Below are 19,208 nucleotides of genomic sequence, written 5' to 3'. Positions count from 1 at the left end.
TTTAGGTTAGCATCCCCCCATCCACATTGAGCACCTGACCGGTAACATAAGCTGATAAGTCCGAAGCTAAAAACAAACAGGCATTGGCGACATCTTCTGGATTACCCCCCCGTTTTAAAGGGATGGCATCTCTCCACTCTTGCACCATTTTTTCATCCAACTTGCCTGTCATTTCGGTTTCAATAAAACCTGGGGCTATAGCATTGCAGCGGATATTTCGAGATCCAAGCTCCAAAGCAACGGATTTTGTAAAACCAATCATTCCTGCTTTTGAAGCGGCGTAGTTTGCCTGTCCAGCGTTGCCTTTTACCCCAACAACGCTGCTCATATTGATGATGGAGCCTTGGCGTTGCTTAAGCATTGTGCGTTGCACCGCCTTAGTCATATTATACACCGATTTCAAATTGATCTCAATCACCGTATCAAAATCTTCTTCTCCCATTCGCATCAACAGCTTATCCTTAGTGATACCTGCATTGTTGATCAGCACATCGATTCCCCCAAAATCTTCCAAGACCTTAGCCACTAACTCTTGGGACTCCTCAAAACTAGCTGCATTACTTTTATAGGCCTTCGCCTTAACTCCCATGGCAGATAATTCCTTTTCCAGTTCCAACGCAGGAGCTTCACTGGAGCTATATGTAAAAGCTACATTGGCGCCAGCTTTGCCAAACACCTCAGCTATTCCTTTACCTATTCCTCTGCTTGCTCCGGTAATGATGACATTTTTGCCTTCCAATAGTTTCATAATATTCCAAGTTAGTTTGAATGGTTGATATTCAAATATAGTTTTTGTTTTAGGTTTTAGCGAAAAAAAATCCCGTTAGAAACGGGATTTACAATAGTTTTAACGGTTGGATTATCCAACAACTTCCTTGACCTTTACGCCAATCTCAGCCGGAGAATCCACAACATGGATTCCACATTCCCGCATTATTCTTTTCTTGGCCTGCGCAGTGTCATCACTACCTCCAACTATAGCACCAGCATGCCCCATGGTTCTACCAGCAGGAGCGGTTTCACCAGCAATGAAACCAACTATGGGTTTCGAGCTTCCGCTTTCCTTATACCATTGGGCAGCGTCAGCTTCCAACTGACCACCAATCTCCCCGATCATCACTACACATTCTGTATCTGGGTCATTGATCAAAAGCTCAACTGCTTCTTTGGTTGTGGTTCCGATAATGGGGTCTCCTCCAATACCAATGGCCGTAGTAATACCCAATCCTTGGCGAACTACCTGATCAGCAGCTTCATAGGTTAACGTACCGGACTTGGAAACAATTCCGACGTTTCCTTTTTTAAACACAAACCCGGGCATGATGCCAACTTTGGCTTCCTCAGGAGTGATAACTCCTGGGCAATTGGGCCCTACTAAAGTACAATCCAATTCTTTGATATAGTCATTGGCTTTTACCATATCTGCAACCGGGATGCCTTCTGTGATGGTAATAATCACCTTTATTCCGGCACTCGCAGCTTCCATGATCGCATCAGCAGCAAACGCTGGGGGTACAAATATGATGCTCGTGTCCGCTCCTACTTTCGTAACCGCATCTTCCACGGTATTGAAAACAGGTTTGCCCAAATGTTCCTGACCACCTTTTCCAGGGGTAACCCCTCCTACAACATTGGTTCCATACTCAATCATTTGACCTGCATGGAAGGTTCCTTCACTTCCTGTGAAGCCTTGGACAATAATTTTTGAATCTTTATTTACTAGGACACTCATATTTTATATTTGTTAGCCTCGACAAAAGTATGTCATTGGTGCTAAAAGTTAAAGTATTTTATTAGCTATTTCCTGTTATCTTTTTTAGCAGTGATGGAAGGTTTTTTAGCGTGGCTATTTCCTTCATTTTAGTTCGTGCTTCCTCAGCCGGACTACCAAAATAGGCCTTTCCACCCTCTAAACTTTTGGCCACTCCAGATTGTGCATATACCACAGCTCCTTTTCCAATGGTAATGGCACTAATAACACCAACTTGTCCCCAAAGAACTACTTCATCCTCGAGCACCACACAGCCAGCGATGCCCGTATGTGAAGCAATTTGACACTTTCTACCGATTATGGTATCATGCCCTATTTGTATTTGATTGTCCAACTTGGTCCATTCCTTAATAGTGGTATCTCCGGTAACTCCCCGGTCTATAGTGCAGGATGCGCCAATATCCACATTGTCTTCAACAACTACCCTTCCGCTGGATAACAACCGCTCAAACCCTTCTTCCCTCTTCTTGTAATAAAAAGCATCCGATCCCAAGACGGTACCACTATGTATGATTACATTATCTCCAATAAGGCAATTATCGTAAATGGAAACATTGGCGTGTATCAAACAGTTTTTACCAATTTTTACATTGTTCCCTACAAATACGTTGGGTTGAATTACGGTACCTTCTCCTATTTCGGCAGAATCAGCTATAGCAGAACTTGCTGCAATAAATGGCGAAAAATGTTGGGTAAGCTTGTTAAAATCACTGAACGGATTATCCGAAATTAAAAGGGCCTTACCTTCTGGACATTCCACCTCTTTATTGATCAAGACCACCGATGCTTTGCAAGCCAAAGCTTTGTCGTAGTACTTTGGGTGATCCACAAATACAATGTCACCTTCCTCCACCACGTGAATTTCATTCATGCCCAATACCGGAAAGTCTTCACTTCCCACAAATTTGGCATCAATTAATTCTGATATTTCCTTTAAGCTATAGGTTCTAGGAAATTTCATTCCGTATTACTCTTTTACCCGCTCTTGGTAGTTGCCTTTTTCTGTGTCCACTTTGATTTTATCCCCTTCGTTAATGAACAGGGGGACATTGATACGCGCTCCGGTTTCAACCGTGGCAGGCTTTGTGGCGTTGGTGGCGGTATTACCTTTTACTCCCGGTTCTGTGTGGGTCACTTCCAAAATAACACTGGCTGGCATTTCCACAGAAAGTGGCATGCTATCCTCCGTGTTGAACAGGATGGTTACCACTTCGCCTTCTTTCAACAAATCTGGAGCATCCAAGGAACTTTTCTCCAATGAAATCTGGTTGTAATCATCCGTATTCATAAAATGAAAAGTATCTCCCTCGGCATAAAGGTACTGATAGGAACGCGTCTCCACCCTAACGTCTTCTATTTTATGTCCTGCAGAAAACGTATTATCAATCACTTTGCCAGTTGTGACACTTTTGAGTTTTGTTCTCACGAAAGCGGGACCCTTTCCAGGTTTCACATGAAGAAATTCCACAATCTTGAAGATATCATGATTGTATTTTATGCACAGTCCTTTTCGTATATCGGATGTATTTGCCATAATCTTAATTTGAACTAAAGTATCCTTTCATAATTCCTCGTTGGGAATCTCTTATAAATTGAAGTATTTCATCCCGTTCAGGGGTGGCCACCATTTCAGCCTCTATGATTGAAGCGGCTTGAGTGTTGTTATAATTTTGCTGATAAAGAATCCTATATACATTCTGGATTTCCCTGATTTTATCCGATGTAAATCCGCGTCTGCGCAGCCCAATGGAATTTATACCCACATAGGATAAAGGTTCCCTCGCGGCTTTTACATAAGGTGGCACATCCTTTCTTACCAACGAACCACCAGTAACAAAAGCGTGGTTTCCTATGGAAACGAATTGATGTACGGCCACCATTCCGGCCAAAACTACATTGGTGCCTATGGTCACGTGACCGGCCAAAGTGGAATTGTTACTGAAAATGCAGTTATCCCCAATAAAACAATCGTGCGCAATATGACAATACGCCATGATTAGGCAATTGTTGCCAATGACCGTCTTCATTCGGTCTGCAGTACCTTTATTAATGGTAGCGCATTCCCTAATGGTTGTATTATCACCTATGTGAACTGTAGTTTCTTCCCCTTGATATTTTAAGTCTTGGGGAGTGGCAGAAATAACCGCTCCAGGAAAAATATTGCAGTTTTTACCAATACGTGCTCCTTCCATTATAGTCACGTTGGAACCGATCCAGGTTCCTTCGCCTATGGTTACATTATTATGTATAGTGGTGAAGGGTTCAATTACCACATTCTTGGCAATTTTAGCCCCCGGATGGACATAAGCCAGCGGTTGATTCATATTATTCTCCCTTTACTTTAGTGATTTGAGCCATTATTTCAGCTTCCGAAACCAACCTACCGTTGGCATAGGCCCTTCCTACCATCTGACAGATACCCCTTCGGATTGGAGATAAAAGGTCCAACTTAAAGATAAGCGTATCCCCTGGCACTACCTGATGTTTATATCGAACGTTATCGATTTTCAATAGATATGTAAGATAATTTTCCGGGTCAGGAACTGTACTCAGCACCAAAATACCTCCAGTTTGGGCCATGGCCTCAATCTGTAAAACTCCTGGCATTACCGGTGCTCCTGGAAAGTGCCCAACAAAAAAGGGCTCGTTCATAGTAACGTTCTTCAACCCAATCACATGCTCCTCGGATAATTCCAAAATCTTGTCAACCAGCAAAAACGGTGGCCTGTGTGGGAGCATATCCATAATCTGGTTCACATCCTTTACGGGAGGTGCACTCAAATCCACATCGGGGACATAATTTCGACGTTCCTGCTTTATTATTTTCTGAAGTTTTTTGGCAAATTGGGTATTTACAAAATGACCTGGTTTGTTGGCAATAACCTTACCTCTAATTCGAGTTCCGGCCAAAGCCAAATCCCCTACTACATCCAGCAGTTTATGTCTTGCTGCCTCGTTTGGGTGATGTAGGGTTAAATTATCAAGAATTCCATTGGGTTTAACCGAAAGTTTTTCTTTATTGAACGCCTTTTCCAATTTTTTCATGGTGGATTCAGAAATCTCCTTGTCCACATAAACAATGGCATTGTTCAAATCTCCACCCTTGATCAAACCATGCTCCAAGAGCATTTCAAGTTCGTGAAGAAAGCTAAAGGTACGGGCATCTGCAATTTCTTCCTTAAAATCGCAAATATGCTGCAAGGTGGCATTTTGGGTTCCCAATACTTTGGTTCCAAAATCTACCATAGTGGTAATTTTGTATTCCTCAGCCGGAATCACCGTAATCTCGCTTCCGGTTGCCTCATCCTTATAAGAAATTACATCTTTTACAACATACTCCTCACGATTCTGCTCCTGCTCTACAATACCAGCTTCTTCCAATGCCTCAACAAAGAATTTGGAAGAACCATCCATGATTGGGGGTTCTGGTGCATCCAGTTCTATTAGGATATTGTCAACGTCCAAACCAACCAAGGCGGCAAGCACATGTTCAGAAGTTTGGATCTTGACCCCATTTTTTTCCAAGTTGGTACCTCGCTGTGTGTTTACCACATAGTTGGCATCGGCCTCAATGATGGGCTCACCTTCGAGGTCAACGCGTTTAAAGGCAAATCCATGGTTTTCCTTGGCGGGAACGAAGGTCATTGTTACATCCTCCCCGGTATGCAAGCCTACACCTTTCAGGGTAACCTTGTCTTTTATAGTGCGCTGCTTTACGCTAGTCTTGCTCACTGTCAATTTTTTTTTCTAAGTTGGAGATTTGATTTACCAGTTTCGGCAAATTCTTAAAGTGTACATAAGATTTATTGTAATCGCCATAATTCAAGGCAGGGGATCCTTGGAGAACTTCGTCATCCTTGATGTTGCGTCCAATTCCAGATTGCGCTTGAATTTTTACGCGATCACCGATAGTGATGTGGCCCACAATTCCTACTTGCCCTCCAATAAGGCAGTTCTTTCCTATTTTAGTGGAACCGGCAACTCCCGTTTGGGCAGCAATTGCAGTGTTCTCACCAATTTCAACATTGTGTGCTATTTGTATTTGATTGTCCAACTTCACTCCTTTCCGAAGTATGGTTGAACCTAAAGTGGCTCGGTCTATGGTGGTACCAGCACCCACATCCACGTTATCCTCCAGAACAACATTTCCGGTCTGGGGAACCTTGCTGTATTCGCCATTGGAGTTAGGTGTAAACCCAAACCCATCCGCACCGATAATGGCCCCACTGTGGATTACACAATTGTCTCCAATAATGGATTCTGAATAAATCTTTGCCCCGGCAAAAACAAATACGTTGTCTCCCATGGTAACATTGTCGCCAATGTATACATTGGGGTATATTTTCACATCCTTGCCTATTTTTACGTTGTTTCCCAAATAGGAAAAGGCCCCAAAATAAAAACCTTCCCCATAGGAAGCAGACTCAGAAATAAAACAAGGGCTTTCAATCCCTACCTTGTTATTCTTTACCTGATTATAGTATTCCAACAGCTTCGAAAAGGATTTATAGGCATCATCCACCTTAATAAGAGTGGTTGATAAATCCTGCTCTGGGATAAAATCTTTATTTACAATGGTAATGGAAGCCTTGGTAGAGTATATATAGGAGGTGTACTTTGGATTGGCCAAGAAGGTCAAAGAACCCTTTTCCCCCTCTTCTATTTTAGATAATTTGTGGACAGCAATTTGAGGATTACCCTCAACTTCTCCCTCTAAAATTCCGGCAATTTGGGTGGCTGTAAATTTCATTTCTGCAAAAGTAACAAAATTTGTTAAACGGCTTGTTTGGGATAGCAGCAGTAATATTTGGTCACTGTCTTGGATAAGGCCTTTAAGCTAAGTTGGTCCGATTCCTTTAGCACATCGGTGACTTTGCCATTTTTCTTTAAGATGCTAATGGCTTGATGATTCCCACTATACGCCTTGTTTGATATCTCTCCTGTGAACACAAAACAGGTTGCATCTGATGCTGATAACCCCAATTCATTTCGTACCTGTTCCAATTTATCTCCCAGTTTCTCCGGAGCAATGGGCCGATTTTTGATTTTTACATTCAACAGATTTCTGTTCAATACCATTTGGCAAAGTTTGGACAGTACTACATCTGAATGTTGTTGCCACGATTTGATGGCTGATACCACGTCCACGTCATCCAGCTGGGCAAACTTGTTTAATGTCGTGGCTGGAATTGACGTTCCCGAAATACCTTTTAAGAAAAACAGAAAGGCTTCACTTCCCTCCAATACATTACCTTCATTGACCAACTTTCTGGCTCGCTGCATAATCCGAATCAACATTTGTTCCGCACAAAGTCCTGTTTTATGCAAGTACACCTGCCAATACATAAATCTTCGGGCCATAAGGAACTTCTCCACCGCATAGATCCCCTTTTCTTCAACCACCAAATTCCCATCCACCACGTTCAACATTGAGATTAAACGTTCGGAATTGATGTTGCCTTCGGTAACCCCGGAATAGAAACTGTCGCGTTTCAAATAGTCCAAACGATCCATATCCAACTGACTAGACACCAATTGATTTAAAAATGGCCTAGGATATTCTCCTTTGAATATAGAAATGCCCATATCCAATTGCCCATCAAATTCCTTGTTCAAAGCCGTCATGAATTTCAGGGACAGCTGTTCATGCTGGAGGCCGGGAACCACAAATCCCTCCAAAGCATGTGAAAATGGGCCATGTCCTATATCATGAAGCAAAATAGCACAGAGCAAACCCGTTTCCTCTTCCTTGCTGATTTCAATATTTTTCCAACGCAAGGTCTGAATGGCCTTGGTCATTAAATGCATACTCCCCAGGGCATGGTGAAATCGGGTATGGTGCGCACCAGGATAAACCAGATAGGACATCCCCATTTGGGAAATTCTACGCAATCGTTGAAAATATGGATGGGCGATCAGCTCAAAAATAAGTTCATTGGGAGTTCCAATAAAACCGTAAATTGGATCGTTAAATACTTTGAGCTTATTGGTCTGTACCAAGGGCTTTGTGTTTAATTCCGCAAAGATAACCACTATATGAACAAGATCACAATTCTATGGGTCGATGATGAAATTGACCTATTAAAACCCCATATCCTTTTTCTTGAAAACAAGGGCTACAAAGTAGTGACCAGCCAAAGCGGACAAGATGCGCTGGAGGAGATACGAAATACTTTTTTTGACATTGTTTTTCTGGACGAGAACATGCCAGGCATCTCTGGTCTGGAAACCCTGAACGAGATAAAAAAATACGACGCCTCCATCCCTGTGGTCATGATTACCAAAAGTGAAGAGGAGTATATTATGGATGAAGCCATTGGGTCAAAAATTGCAGATTATTTGATTAAGCCGGTTAATCCAAATCAAATTTTACTTTCACTTAAAAAGAGTTTGGACAACTCCAGACTGGTCTCTGAAAAAACCACAGCAAATTACCAGCAAGAATTTCGGAAAATTGCAATGGACTTGTCCATGGTGAACAGCTATGACGAATGGGTAGAACTGTACAAAAAACTCATTTATTGGGAACTTCAGTTAGAAGAAATTGAAGATTCAGGAATGTTTGAAATTTTGGAATCCCAAAAGGTAGAGGCCAATTCCCAATTCAGCAAGTTTGTGGACAAAAACTATCAGGATTGGTTCAAGGATGGAGATGGCCCAACCATGTCGCACACCTTGTTCAGAAAAAAGATTCAACCTGAGATTGAAAACCAGAAAACCCTTTTGGTTGTTATTGACAACCTTAGATATGATCAATGGCTGGCCTTTGAAGAAACCTTGGCCGTTCACTATAAGAAAAAACAAGAGAGCTCCTATTGCAGTATCTTGCCCACTGCCACGCAGTATGCCAGAAACGCCATCTTTTCGGGATTGATGCCCTTGGATATGGAAAAAAGACATCCGGATTGGTGGAAAAACGATACGGATGAAGGAGGCAAAAATTTGTTTGAAGCGGAGTTCCTTGGTGCCCAACTAAAAAGACTGGGTATGGATATCAAATGGGAATACCATAAAATCAGCAACCTGAGACAGGGGAAGCAATTGGCGCAGAATTTTAAATCCCAAAAAGACAATGACCTCACTGTACTGGTTTACAATTTTGTGGACATGCTTTCCCATTCCAAAACAGAAATGGAAGTGATTAAGGAACTGGCTGCCAACGACAAGGCCTACCGCTCGTTGACCTTGAGCTGGTTTAAAAATTCACCTTTGTTGGACATTGTGCAACAAGCGCAATCCCTAGGCATGAAGCTCATTTTGACCACCGATCACGGAACCATCAATGTAAAACAACCTTCCAAAGTTATTGGGGACAAAGCCACCAGTTTAAACCTCAGATACAAAACTGGAAGAAGTCTTACCTATAATAATAAGGAAGTCTTGGCTTCAAGAAATCCGCAAGACATACATCTTCCCAATATAAACTTGAGCAGCTGTTTCATTTTTGCCAAAAATGATATGTTCTTCGCATATCCCAATAACTACAACCACTATGTAAGTTATTACAGGAACACCTATCAACATGGGGGAGTTTCTTTGGAAGAAATGATCGTTCCTTTTGTAGTTTTGGATCCAAAATAACACAGTTTGAAACGTACCTTTCAGTTATCGGAAATTGATCAGGTGGCCCAAACCATTTTGGACACGGTTCCACATAAGACACTTCTTTTTTATGGTGAAATGGGAGCGGGTAAAACTACATTGATCAGGGCCTTGGTTAAAAATTTGGATGGGGTTGATGAGGCCAGTAGCCCAACTTTTGGTTTGGTAAACGAATACCATGATCTACAGGGTCTGCTATTGGGATACCATTTTGATTTTTACCGAATTGAAAATGAAGCAGAAGCGTTGGATCTGGGTCTGGAGGACTATCTGTCTTCGGAAGCTTGGCTATTTATGGAATGGCCTGAGAAAGTAAGCTCCTTGTTGCCTACCCAAGCTGTATCCATTTACTTACACTTTATCGATGAAAACACCCGTTCAATCGAGTTTAGTCTGGAGTAAACATTAATTCATCTACCTTATTTGAACATTTCGATAAACGGTATCGAATTCGGTAAAAAGTTCCCTTTTTTGGATTAAATGCAATTTTTATCGATGAAATGCATCGTGGGTAAGTAATTTTTCCTACATTTGTTATTGAAATGAATTCATTTATTAACCAAAAACTCTTTTACGATGAACACTAAAAGATTATTTTTTGGAGTGCTTGCAATTGCTTTCTTAGCAATGACTGCTGTTTCTACCAACGTTATTGACGTTGACCAAGATCAGACGGTTAATGTAGAAAAGAAAAAAATAGGCAAACATTAAGAAGTGTAAAATAAAAGTCATTTCTTTTAACCCCTCTTCGGAGGGGTTTTTTGTACAATAAAATCTAGCTTATTCAGTTATATGGGTATGCGCAATGACAAGAATGTACGGAAAAGATTGATTGTTGAGGGGCTTATTACACTTATTATAGCATTGTCCCCCGTTCTGTTTTATTCCTATAAATATTTACCTAACGATACTGATTCTTTGGATTTTCTTTTTTTTGAGATTACTTCCAATGGTTTTGCGGACGCACGAACCGCAGTTTGGTATTACCTATTAAAAACAATTCCTCTAATTTTATTGGTCATATGGTACAATGGTGGTACCATGCGATTTTGATTCCAATTTCCATGTACAGTTTTCAACTGTTCAGCGCTGTCAGTAACAATTCTGAAAGGGTTGATGAAAACGAGGTTTTCTATGTGATTGCTATTACAATGGTAGTTGTCCCTGTAGTTTATTTTATACGTATCAAATTAATTGACAAGCATGTTCACGGAATTGATTTGGATGCGATGGATACGGAACTTCAAATCTTGAAAGAGAAAGAAGAACTGCGCAAGGAACGCGAGAAACTGGAACAGCGGCAGCACACCCTTTCAAAAAAAATGTAAATTTGTTTTAAACCCGATGCGGTTCTTTCAGATTTACATTGTATGGACCAACCTTCCTCTCCTTTTAGTAAACAACAACTCTTACCCCAAGAAGAAACCCTAGAGATTCTCAAGCAGAAAGGTGAGCTCTTTATCGGTATTCCCAAAGAAAACCAATATCAGGAAAAACGTATTTGTCTTACGCCGGATGCAGTCAATGCCATATCTGCTCATGGACATAGGGTACTTATTGAGTCAGGAGCAGGGGAAGGTGCCAACTTTACGGATGCAGATTACACAGAAGCTGGTGCAGAAATTAGCCGGGACACCAAAAAGGTTTTTTCCTGTCCCATTATTCTCAAGGTGGAACCCCCCACCCTTTCGGAAATTGACTTGATCAATCCACAGACCATTGTTATTTCTGCTTTACAAATTAAGACACAATCCAAGGAATACTTTGAAACCTTGGCCAAGAAAAGATTGACTGCTATTGCATTTGAGTACATCCGGGATGAGGACGGGAAGTACCCAGCCGTTAGATCCCTTAGTGAGATTGCTGGAATTTCTTCCATCTTAATTGCATCCGAGTTGATGGCCACCACCAACAAGGGCAATGGACTCATGTTCGGAAATATTAGTGGTGTTCCCCCTGTGGAAGTCGTGATCATTGGCGCAGGAACGGTGGGTGAATTTGCGGCGCGGTCGGCCTTGGGTCTAGGAGCCAACATTAAGGTATTTGACAATTCCATCACCAAACTAAGGAATATACAGACCAATCTTAATCAAACAGTTTACACCTCCACCATCCAGCCCAAGAATTTATTAAAGGCATTGAAACGCTGTGATGTGGCCATCGGAGCGGCCCGGGGAAAGGACCGTTCCCCAATTGTGGTTTCAAGTTCTATGGTAGAGAACATGAAAAAGGGCGCTGTGATTATTGATGTCAGCATAGACATGGGCGGCTGTTTTGAAACCACGGAAGTGACCAGCCATGACAAACCCACTGTAGAAAAGTTTGACGTAATCCATTATGGGGTTCCCAATATCCCGTCCCGTTACCCAAGGACCTCCAGTATTTCCATAAGTAATATCTTTACACCCTATTTGCTGAAAATTGGTGAAGATGGTGGATTGGAAAACTCGTTACGATTTGACAAAGGTTTGCGAAATGGGTTGTACATGTATCATGGCATCCTAACCAATAAATCTGTAGGCGACTGGTTTGGCCTCACCTATAATGATATTAACTTTCTAATTTTTTAATACGGAATGGTATTTTTAAGGCGCTTGGGATGGTATCTAGTAGGACTGTCCATAGGGATTGTATTTCTTGTTTTCTTTCTCAAGAAAAAATCTGGGGAAAATGGGATTGATTTCTGCTATTTTCCCAACTGTAGAGTACTCAAGGACATGCGTTCCAAGCCATTGTCTTTTGGGGAACAGGTCCCAGAGCAATTCAGGGATACCCTGTTGATCCAATCCTTTTTACAGGATGGAGATATTGATTTTGGGAAAAGTGATACCAAGTCGGAGCCTTGTAAAACCTATCACATAGAAAAAGAACTTGATGACAAGTTATATGTAGGAATTCTTAGAAACTGTCAGAAGCAAGTCGTTTTGGAAAGTATTAGTGCCACATCTCAATAATGTTAAAGATTCCACGCAATAATTTGCCATGTATAAATCAGCCTGTGTAATTCTCTGCTTTTTGCTCAATTGTGTAGTTGCTTTTGCACAAGAATACGGAGAAAAACCACTGTTTGACCTTAATTACAATGAGCTTAGACAAAAATGGTCACAAGATGGGGAGACTTATAGAAATACATATTTCGATTATCATATTAGCAAGGCGAAAAGAGAAAAAGACACACTTCAATTGGCAATAGCCTATAGATTGAAATCTTGGGATTTAGATTATTCCGTAGGATTAAAAACACTGGATACGGCTTTCGCTATTATAAATGCCATTCAAAACAAGCAAGGGCAGGATTATTTCTACTTCAAGAGCATGGCATACTATACTCAAGCTCACCTATATTATAATGACCACCAGGACGCGCAAGCAGTTTATGCAATGATCAACTGCCTTTATTGGTCAAAAAAGGCCAAGAACCATAAAATAGTTGCTAGGAGTTCTTCTCATTTGGGTAACTTAAAAGCTGAGTTCGGGCAAGAAAGTGAGGGTATTGTTTTTTCAAAGAAAGCATTGAAATATCTTGATAAGTACAAGACTCATATAGATGATTATGACTATAACAAAACATTATGCCTGCATAATATGGCAAGGTGTTACGCATATGCACGAAAAACAGATTCTGCTCGATCGTACCTCAAGAAGGCCATTAAATCTGCCCTAACTATTAAGGATTCTTCGGAATTTGAAGATCTACAAGTTTTAAGAGCACAATTGGACTACTACGATGGTTTATATAATCGATCTCGTGACACACTTATCCTTTATATACAAGACGCACGCGGGACATCTAAAGCGGATAAATTTTATTATCTAGGTATGATTGAAGGGCAAATAGGAAAAAGTTATTTAAAAACAAGCTATTTTAAATCGTATGATAGTATTTTGAAAAACCTGGATTATCCCTTATTTGACAATGCCAATCAAGTCTATCAACATCTTCTTAAAGAGGCTATAAATCAAAATGACAATAAGGCCGAAAAGGAATACTTGCATCGTCTAGTTTATTATGATAGCCTGTTAACCGACACGCAGGAAAGAATACGTGAGATAACGTTGAACGAACTGGACCTGCCATTGGAAATGGAAGAAAAATCATCATTAAGTCAGGCTATCAATAGAAGGAATAAGCTTCTAATTGTGTTCTACACCGTGAGCGCCGTTCTGCTCATAGGCTGCACAGGCTATTATCTAAAATACCGCGGCACCAGGCAAAGATTGGCCAAGGTAATGTCCCAGCCCGTTCAGGTTGAAAAACGCCAAGCTAAAGGCATCCAAAATACCGATGACAAGCTGGACACACAAATGTTGTCCACTGTCTTGGACAGCTTAAACCTATGGGAAAAGGAACTTGGTTTTTTGGACGGGTCGGTTACCCAGCACGATTTGGCCAAGATGATAAAGACCAATAGTACTTATTTGTCCCAAACCATAAACCATTACAAAGGGCAAAACTTTTCCAGTTACCTAAAGGATATACGAATAACCTATGCCATAAATCATCTGAAAGAAAATCCAACTATGGCCAAGTCTATGTCAATGATTCAAATAGCAGAATATTATGGATTTAATTCCCTCCCAGTATTCACAAAATCCCTGAAGCGAAAAATTGCTGTGACACCTGGAGTATTCATTAAACAGCTTGTCAAAGAAATTTAAGTCAAGGTTATTTTCTAGTAGCAATCAGTTGCTTTAGATACCACCGTAGGTTTTCTATGTCGTACTCTAACTGATCATCTACCATAATCACAGGATACTGTACCCGTTCAACATTTGGTTCTTTTTGTCTTATAAGTTCAAACATAACCTTGGAATAATACTCGTTAGAAGAAGCGTCCAAATATGTAAAGGGTATTTTCTTTCGTTCCAACATTTCTTTTGCATATATAGAACGGGGACACCCTTCTCCATAAAAAACCACCAGGGTACTTTCATTCGCATTCAATGAATTTAGGAATTCTTGTTTGATGCGTTTCTTTTGTCTTATTAACTCCTCCTTTGTAGGAGCAGCCTTATAGGTATAGTTGGTTTCGTAAGACCAAGGTCCCTCTGGAATAGCAAGTACAATTATTTGTTCGGAACCATTGGCGGGAATCAATTTGGTAATTGGGCCTTGATAGCCAATTAGGTTTTTTACTATAATGTCCAGTGTAAATTGATTAGTTACATCAGAACTGTTTTTTGCAATAAATGTTAAACTGCTATCTGATTGCTGTGTTATTAGTTCTATCTCTTCGTTTTGGGAATGCAATAATTGCAGCGACAATAACGACATTAAAAAGAAATTATAGATTATGTTAGTTTGATTATTCTTTTGCGCTTTCATCATTATATAAAGTGTTTACAGACATGCATACTCCAATTTATCAAGAATATGTTTGGGACAATAATCAACCTAAGGAATCATTACCGGGATGAAATGGGGTAAATGATTGGAAAAGTATTACAATGACCATAAAATTTGAAAAGTAAGTAATTGGTAGCTGCTGGTAATCTAACAATTTTTATCACATCAATTTACTACTTATTTGGGGTAATCAAGGGTAACCATATCCAATTTTGTTTTGTTCTTGACCTTGAATTTACCTTCTGCAACAGTAAAGGTGACCGCAACACTTTCCCAACTGAAATGACCATTATGTCGGTAATAAAAAATGAAATAATTTTCTTCATCAATAGGTACAGCAGAGGAGATTTGATAATACCCTTGCCATTCAGGGACCTTCTCAAATATATCAATCCTTTTACTTATTAGTGCAGGATTGTGATTGTCATCAACTTGTAATCTTTCGATTATAGCCTGTGTCTGCATCGCTGATAGATGAAGATGTTTTTCTATAAAGTTGTGACCCTTCAAATCCTTAGCAAGGTATTCGCGTGCTATGAAATTGGCCTTTTTCTTAATGAGTACCAACCTTTTATCCCTGATGGCCCTATAGTATCTGATGCTATCGGTCTTTGTCATCTTGCCTTTTTTCACTAAAGACTTAACCTTTCGTTGATGCAAAACAGAGATTGCAGTGTCCTGAGATACAATAAAAGCGACCAATTTATTGTAGATTTCATCACTTAGCTTTTTTTGGACTGGATGTTCTGAATATACAGTCAAAGGAACCATAAAATTCCGATGTTGATTATTCGGCAGTTTATAGTGTAGTCGGAGGATTCCAGTTTTTTTTGTATAACATCCGGTACCCGTTGTATGGTATTCCAAAAACATTCCATAGGCTCTAGATGTTGTGGCATCCCAAGTAAAACCAATACAATTTTCCTGACCATGTTTATAATAATATTCGATACTCTCATTCCTATTCAAAGAAATAGGTCTTTTAAGCTTACCGCGTTCCATTATTGACACCCTATCAGGAGTTCCGAAATATTCCAATACATCACTCAAAACTTTAGACCCGTTATCACCAAATTCCAACATGGTCCAAAGGATATTGTTTTCATCCGACACCCCCAATGCGAAGTCGTTTATGGGATAACCCAAAAACCACAGTTTTTCGTTTCCAGTATAGAGGTAATTGAAATAGGGAATATCAAACTTTACGTTTAAATCCACATAACTCATCTCCGTAAACATATCCTTATAATCGGCTATGCTAGTATTCAGGAGACGAGCATATTTTTGATCATCTTGACCAATGGCCCGCATAATGACCAATATGAAAATCAAAATCATTGAAAGCCTTCTATTCCCCATGTTACATAAGTTTTATTATTATGTATAAACAATGATCAATCACATTTTGTTCCAATAGCAAGTGGACCAAAACCTGTGGTTTCAGACTCAATCAAGTTCTCAATCGATTCCTTTACCAAGGGATCCATTAAGGTCCATGCAATGGAATCAAAAAGACCAGTCCATGCCAATGCTTCTGCTTGGAATTCATCTATACCGTAATTTCTAGTGGTAGCAAAAGTTTGAATATAATCAGCCATAACATCAACCACACCCACCATAATTCGATGTTGAGCATAGGCCAGGTCATTAGGTGGCATTGGCCCATTTTGAATTTTGGCTACTTCAGCCGACCATTTATCCGCCAAAATAGACATGTCAAGATTCTCCGGGTTATCAAACACGATTCCCTTCTGATCTAATTGATAAAGCATAAGGGCATGGACATTTTCATGAAGGACAGTGGCAAAAATAGATACGTCAGTTGCTAAATTTAAATAGGTGGTATTTAGATAAATGGTCATATCACTAATTCTGCTATTAGCTAGTGTAACATGTGTCTCGCCTAAAGTTAGTCGACCTTCACGATCATCTTCCAAAACTTTGTGTTTATAGGTAATGTCAAAATCGCTGTGGTCATTACCAAAAGCATCCTTCATAGTGCCCCAAACATCGAGTTCAGCAGACAATGCCTTACCTATTATGCCCTCAGTACAAGGATATTCTTCTAATAGGTCTGGGGCAATGATTATCCTTTCGGGCTGCACGCGAGGCTTTGGTATAGAGCTTACTTGCCCACTACCATCAAGGGCTGCAAATCCCCAGCTGTTCTGGGAAGGGGGTAGCGATGTACCAGAGGGTACAAACACATATGTTCTGGTCTCTTGGGTAGTTGTATTATAATATTCATTGGCCTGTCCAACTCCGTCGCCATTTCTATCCAAGTACCAGTCAGTATAGCTGTATGAAATTTGCCATTCATAGTGGCCGCCACCGTATTTGCAACCACCAGTACCTGTCTGAGGTGGTGGACACCCATTTTGCACCGTGCACCTCGCAACAACCTTGGCGTCACATCTGGCTGCTTCCGGTTGAGGAAGATTCGTAGTATTTCCAATATCTTTAACACCTTGATATGCCTCTCCTTTGCGATAAAATCTAGCCATATCTACAGTACCTTCAATATCAAACAAATATACCATACCTGTGAAATTGCCTTCCTCTAGTTCAAAATAGGAATCAAAAGCCACGCCATTATGTGAATCCATTCGCACCAACCAATAAGCTGGGGACTCATCGAAAATAGTCACTAGCAGACTATAAGTGATATCGGTAATCTCACCCGCTTCGAGTTCTGGTTCTATAATTTCTTCAACATTATATTCATACCAGATCCTGTCCTCAATATTAATGGTTTTATACCCATTCCAAGAAATAATAATGTTTTCTGATTGTATACCCGAATACTCCCCAAAGTTCCCATGATTGAAATTGGACTTTATCATTCCTTGTTCTGTAAATTGAATATCCTCCACCATGGAATCCAAATCAAAAGTTTCTGTCTCACAACTTATAATCAACAAAGCTGCCATAATACCTAAAAAGAGATATAAATTAGTTCTTTTTTTCATACGATAATTGATATTTGAGTTTAACAATAATTGTCGCCATCATTTTTATTCGTGAAGAGCTTAGCGCGAAAACAATGAAATCGCCTATTAGCGCTATGACTTTCTAAAAATTGACGTGAAGTAAAATTGGAAGGAATTCAGGTATTGGGCAATTCAAATCCATTTCCATTTATAAATGCACCTATCCATTTATAAATTGAACTAAAAAACAGGGTGAAAATGACTTGAAAACAAAAGAATGAATGATACGATGACTCAATTAGAGTGTTATCCTCCTATCTAATTAAGTAGTTAAAAGATGTATTCTTTAAAACTGAATAGAACCACACGACCTATAAATCCAACTTCCTGCGCTTCTTTTCTTTTTGCAACAACCCCAATTCCCGGGTAGTCTGTCCAGCAACCGAGGTGTTTTCCTCTGCCCTTCGTATCAAATATGGCATCACATCTTTGACTGGGCCATATGGCACATATTTGGCCACGTTGTAACCTGCTTCCGATAAGTTGAATGAGATATGATCGCTCATCCCATATAATTGTCCAAACCAAACATTGGGATTGTTTTTTTCAAGGCCTCTTTGCTCCATTAGTTCCAAGAGCTTTAAAGAACTTGCTTCATTATGGGTGCCCGCAAAAATGGAAATGGTATCCAGATGATTCATAATAAAGCATACTGCATTATCAAAGTTTTCATCCGTGGCCTTTTTGGATTCGCAAATAGGGCTTTTATAGCCCAACTCCTTGGCGCGATCATTTTCCTTTTCCATGTAAGCTCCGCGTACTACCTTCAATCCAATTTTGAATCCTTCCTCTTCTGCTACTTGATTCAGCTGTTCCAAATATTCCATTCGGTCCCATCGATACATCTGCAGCGTATTAAAGACAACCGCCTTTTCCTTGTTGTATTTCCGCATCATGTCTAACGCAATATCATCCGCAGCTTGTTGCATCCAGCTCTCTTCGGCATCAATCAATAGGTTAACGTCCAAATCATGGGCTTTTTTGCACACTTGTTCGTAGCGATTCAACAGTCGTCCCCAAGCTTCCGTTTCTTGTATATCAAGTTTTTCTCCTGCACTTACTTTTTCATACAACTCAAACTTCCCAAAACCGGTAGGTTTAAAAACTGCAAAAGGAATGGCCTCCTTTTCTTTCACAAAATCCAATACCTCCAGTGTCTTGTGAAGTGCAAAATCGAATTGATCTTCTACCTCCTTGCCTTCCACAGAATAATCCAGGATAGAGCTTACTCCATTGGCATACATTTTATCAATTATGGGAATGCAATCTTCTTCGTTGACCCCACCACAGAAATGATCAAATACAGTGGCGCGTATCAACCCCTCAATTGGCAAATGCGCTTTGATTGCAAAATTGGTAACCGCCGTTCCAATTTTCACCAAAGGTTCGTTCGCAATAAGTTTAAAAAGAAAATAAGCACGTTCCAATTCGGAGTCTGTCTTCATTTGGAATGCTATTGCAGTATTCTCAAAATCTGGCTGCATTGTTGTGAATTTAT

The 19,208-nt window shown here is 40.2% G+C and carries 20 protein-coding genes; 8 read left to right on the top strand and 12 right to left on the bottom strand.

Features of this window, described 5'->3' with window-relative positions; translation table 11 throughout:
* Position 1: 1 nt before the first annotated feature.
* From fabG to FGG15_RS02300, 8 genes are all read right to left on the bottom strand, one after another.
* Positions 2 to 748 (bottom strand): 3-oxoacyl-[acyl-carrier-protein] reductase, encoded by a 747-nt coding sequence (fabG, locus tag FGG15_RS02335; protein ID WP_138832812.1) that lies wholly within the window; start codon positions 746 to 748, stop codon positions 2 to 4.
* Positions 749 to 859: 111 nt separating this feature from the next.
* Entirely contained in the window at positions 860 to 1,732 is an 873-nt protein-coding gene (gene sucD / locus FGG15_RS02330) for a succinate--CoA ligase subunit alpha (RefSeq protein WP_138832810.1), read from the bottom strand.
* Between the two features lie 61 nt (positions 1,733 to 1,793).
* Positions 1,794 to 2,732 carry a UDP-3-O-(3-hydroxymyristoyl)glucosamine N-acyltransferase gene (locus FGG15_RS02325; protein WP_138832808.1) on the bottom strand — a complete coding sequence of 313 codons (939 nt, stop codon included), beginning with the start codon at positions 2,730 to 2,732 and terminating at the stop codon, positions 1,794 to 1,796.
* Between the two features lie 6 nt (positions 2,733 to 2,738).
* The gene (gene efp / locus FGG15_RS02320; RefSeq protein ID WP_138832806.1) at positions 2,739 to 3,305 is read right to left on the bottom strand and encodes an elongation factor P; all 567 of its coding nucleotides are present in this window, start codon (positions 3,303 to 3,305) and stop codon (positions 2,739 to 2,741) included.
* A gap of 4 nt (positions 3,306 to 3,309) precedes the next feature.
* Positions 3,310 to 4,095 carry an acyl-ACP--UDP-N-acetylglucosamine O-acyltransferase gene (lpxA, locus tag FGG15_RS02315; protein WP_138832804.1) on the bottom strand — a complete coding sequence of 262 codons (786 nt, stop codon included), beginning with the start codon at positions 4,093 to 4,095 and terminating at the stop codon, positions 3,310 to 3,312.
* A 1-nt stretch (position 4,096) separates the two neighbouring features.
* On the bottom strand, positions 4,097 to 5,503 hold the full coding sequence (locus FGG15_RS02310) for a bifunctional UDP-3-O-[3-hydroxymyristoyl] N-acetylglucosamine deacetylase/3-hydroxyacyl-ACP dehydratase (protein ID WP_138832802.1): 1,407 nt from the start codon (positions 5,501 to 5,503) through the stop codon (positions 4,097 to 4,099).
* Entirely contained in the window at positions 5,490 to 6,521 is a 1,032-nt protein-coding gene (gene lpxD / locus FGG15_RS02305) for a UDP-3-O-(3-hydroxymyristoyl)glucosamine N-acyltransferase (protein ID WP_138832800.1), read from the bottom strand. Before lpxD ends, FGG15_RS02310 begins: the two co-directional genes overlap by 14 nt.
* A 23-nt stretch (positions 6,522 to 6,544) precedes the next feature.
* Positions 6,545 to 7,771, bottom strand: coding sequence for an HD domain-containing protein (locus tag FGG15_RS02300; RefSeq protein WP_138832798.1), 1,227 nt, complete (start codon positions 7,769 to 7,771; stop codon positions 6,545 to 6,547).
* A gap of 36 nt (positions 7,772 to 7,807) precedes the next feature.
* Here FGG15_RS02300 and porX point away from each other — a divergent pair, with 36 nt between their 5' ends.
* The 8 genes from porX (at position 7,808) to FGG15_RS02270 (ending at position 14,032) form a co-directional block, all read left to right on the top strand.
* Positions 7,808 to 9,352, top strand: coding sequence for a T9SS response regulator signal transducer PorX (porX, locus tag FGG15_RS02295; protein WP_138832796.1), 1,545 nt, complete (start codon positions 7,808 to 7,810; stop codon positions 9,350 to 9,352).
* Positions 9,353 to 9,358: 6 nt separating this feature from the next.
* Entirely contained in the window at positions 9,359 to 9,775 is a 417-nt protein-coding gene (gene tsaE, locus FGG15_RS02290; RefSeq protein WP_138832794.1) for a tRNA (adenosine(37)-N6)-threonylcarbamoyltransferase complex ATPase subunit type 1 TsaE, read from the top strand.
* A gap of 174 nt (positions 9,776 to 9,949) precedes the next feature.
* Positions 9,950 to 10,084 carry a hypothetical protein gene (locus FGG15_RS20360; RefSeq protein WP_262710822.1) on the top strand — a complete coding sequence of 45 codons (135 nt, stop codon included), beginning with the start codon at positions 9,950 to 9,952 and terminating at the stop codon, positions 10,082 to 10,084.
* 87 nt (positions 10,085 to 10,171) lie between these two features.
* Positions 10,172 to 10,426 carry a hypothetical protein gene (locus FGG15_RS20270; RefSeq protein ID WP_237561725.1) on the top strand — a complete coding sequence of 85 codons (255 nt, stop codon included), beginning with the start codon at positions 10,172 to 10,174 and terminating at the stop codon, positions 10,424 to 10,426.
* 11 nt (positions 10,427 to 10,437) lie between these two features.
* Complete coding sequence (locus FGG15_RS20265) at positions 10,438 to 10,701, top strand: hypothetical protein (RefSeq protein ID WP_237561724.1); 264 nt, start codon at positions 10,438 to 10,440, stop codon at positions 10,699 to 10,701.
* Between the two features lie 42 nt (positions 10,702 to 10,743).
* Complete coding sequence (locus FGG15_RS02280) at positions 10,744 to 11,943, top strand: alanine dehydrogenase (RefSeq protein ID WP_138832792.1); 1,200 nt, start codon at positions 10,744 to 10,746, stop codon at positions 11,941 to 11,943.
* Between the two features lie 6 nt (positions 11,944 to 11,949).
* Positions 11,950 to 12,327: a DUF4258 domain-containing protein gene (locus FGG15_RS02275; RefSeq protein WP_138832789.1), complete on the top strand. Its 378-nt coding sequence runs from the start codon at positions 11,950 to 11,952 to the stop codon at positions 12,325 to 12,327.
* A gap of 28 nt (positions 12,328 to 12,355) precedes the next feature.
* Positions 12,356 to 14,032: a helix-turn-helix domain-containing protein gene (locus FGG15_RS02270; RefSeq protein ID WP_138832787.1), complete on the top strand. Its 1,677-nt coding sequence runs from the start codon at positions 12,356 to 12,358 to the stop codon at positions 14,030 to 14,032.
* A 7-nt stretch (positions 14,033 to 14,039) separates the two neighbouring features.
* Here FGG15_RS02270 and FGG15_RS02265 read toward each other — a convergent pair whose 3' ends face one another.
* The 4 genes from FGG15_RS02265 to FGG15_RS02250 form a co-directional block, all read right to left on the bottom strand.
* Positions 14,040 to 14,648 (bottom strand): glutaredoxin family protein, encoded by a 609-nt coding sequence (locus FGG15_RS02265; protein ID WP_161991899.1) that lies wholly within the window; start codon positions 14,646 to 14,648, stop codon positions 14,040 to 14,042.
* A 249-nt stretch (positions 14,649 to 14,897) separates the two neighbouring features.
* The gene (locus tag FGG15_RS02260) at positions 14,898 to 16,079 is read right to left on the bottom strand and encodes a hypothetical protein (protein WP_138832783.1); all 1,182 of its coding nucleotides are present in this window, start codon (positions 16,077 to 16,079) and stop codon (positions 14,898 to 14,900) included.
* A gap of 35 nt (positions 16,080 to 16,114) precedes the next feature.
* Entirely contained in the window at positions 16,115 to 17,689 is a 1,575-nt protein-coding gene (locus FGG15_RS02255) for a hypothetical protein (protein WP_138832781.1), read from the bottom strand.
* A gap of 332 nt (positions 17,690 to 18,021) precedes the next feature.
* Entirely contained in the window at positions 18,022 to 19,194 is a 1,173-nt protein-coding gene (locus FGG15_RS02250) for a proline dehydrogenase family protein (protein ID WP_138832779.1), read from the bottom strand.
* Positions 19,195 to 19,208: the final 14 nt, after the last annotated feature.

The sequence above is a fragment of the Flagellimonas algicola genome, assembly GCF_005937185.1.
GTDB lineage: Bacteria > Bacteroidota > Bacteroidia > Flavobacteriales > Flavobacteriaceae > Flagellimonas > Flagellimonas algicola.
Note: the sequence above shows the minus strand (reverse complement) of the source record. Positions and strands in the feature narration are given on the sequence as shown.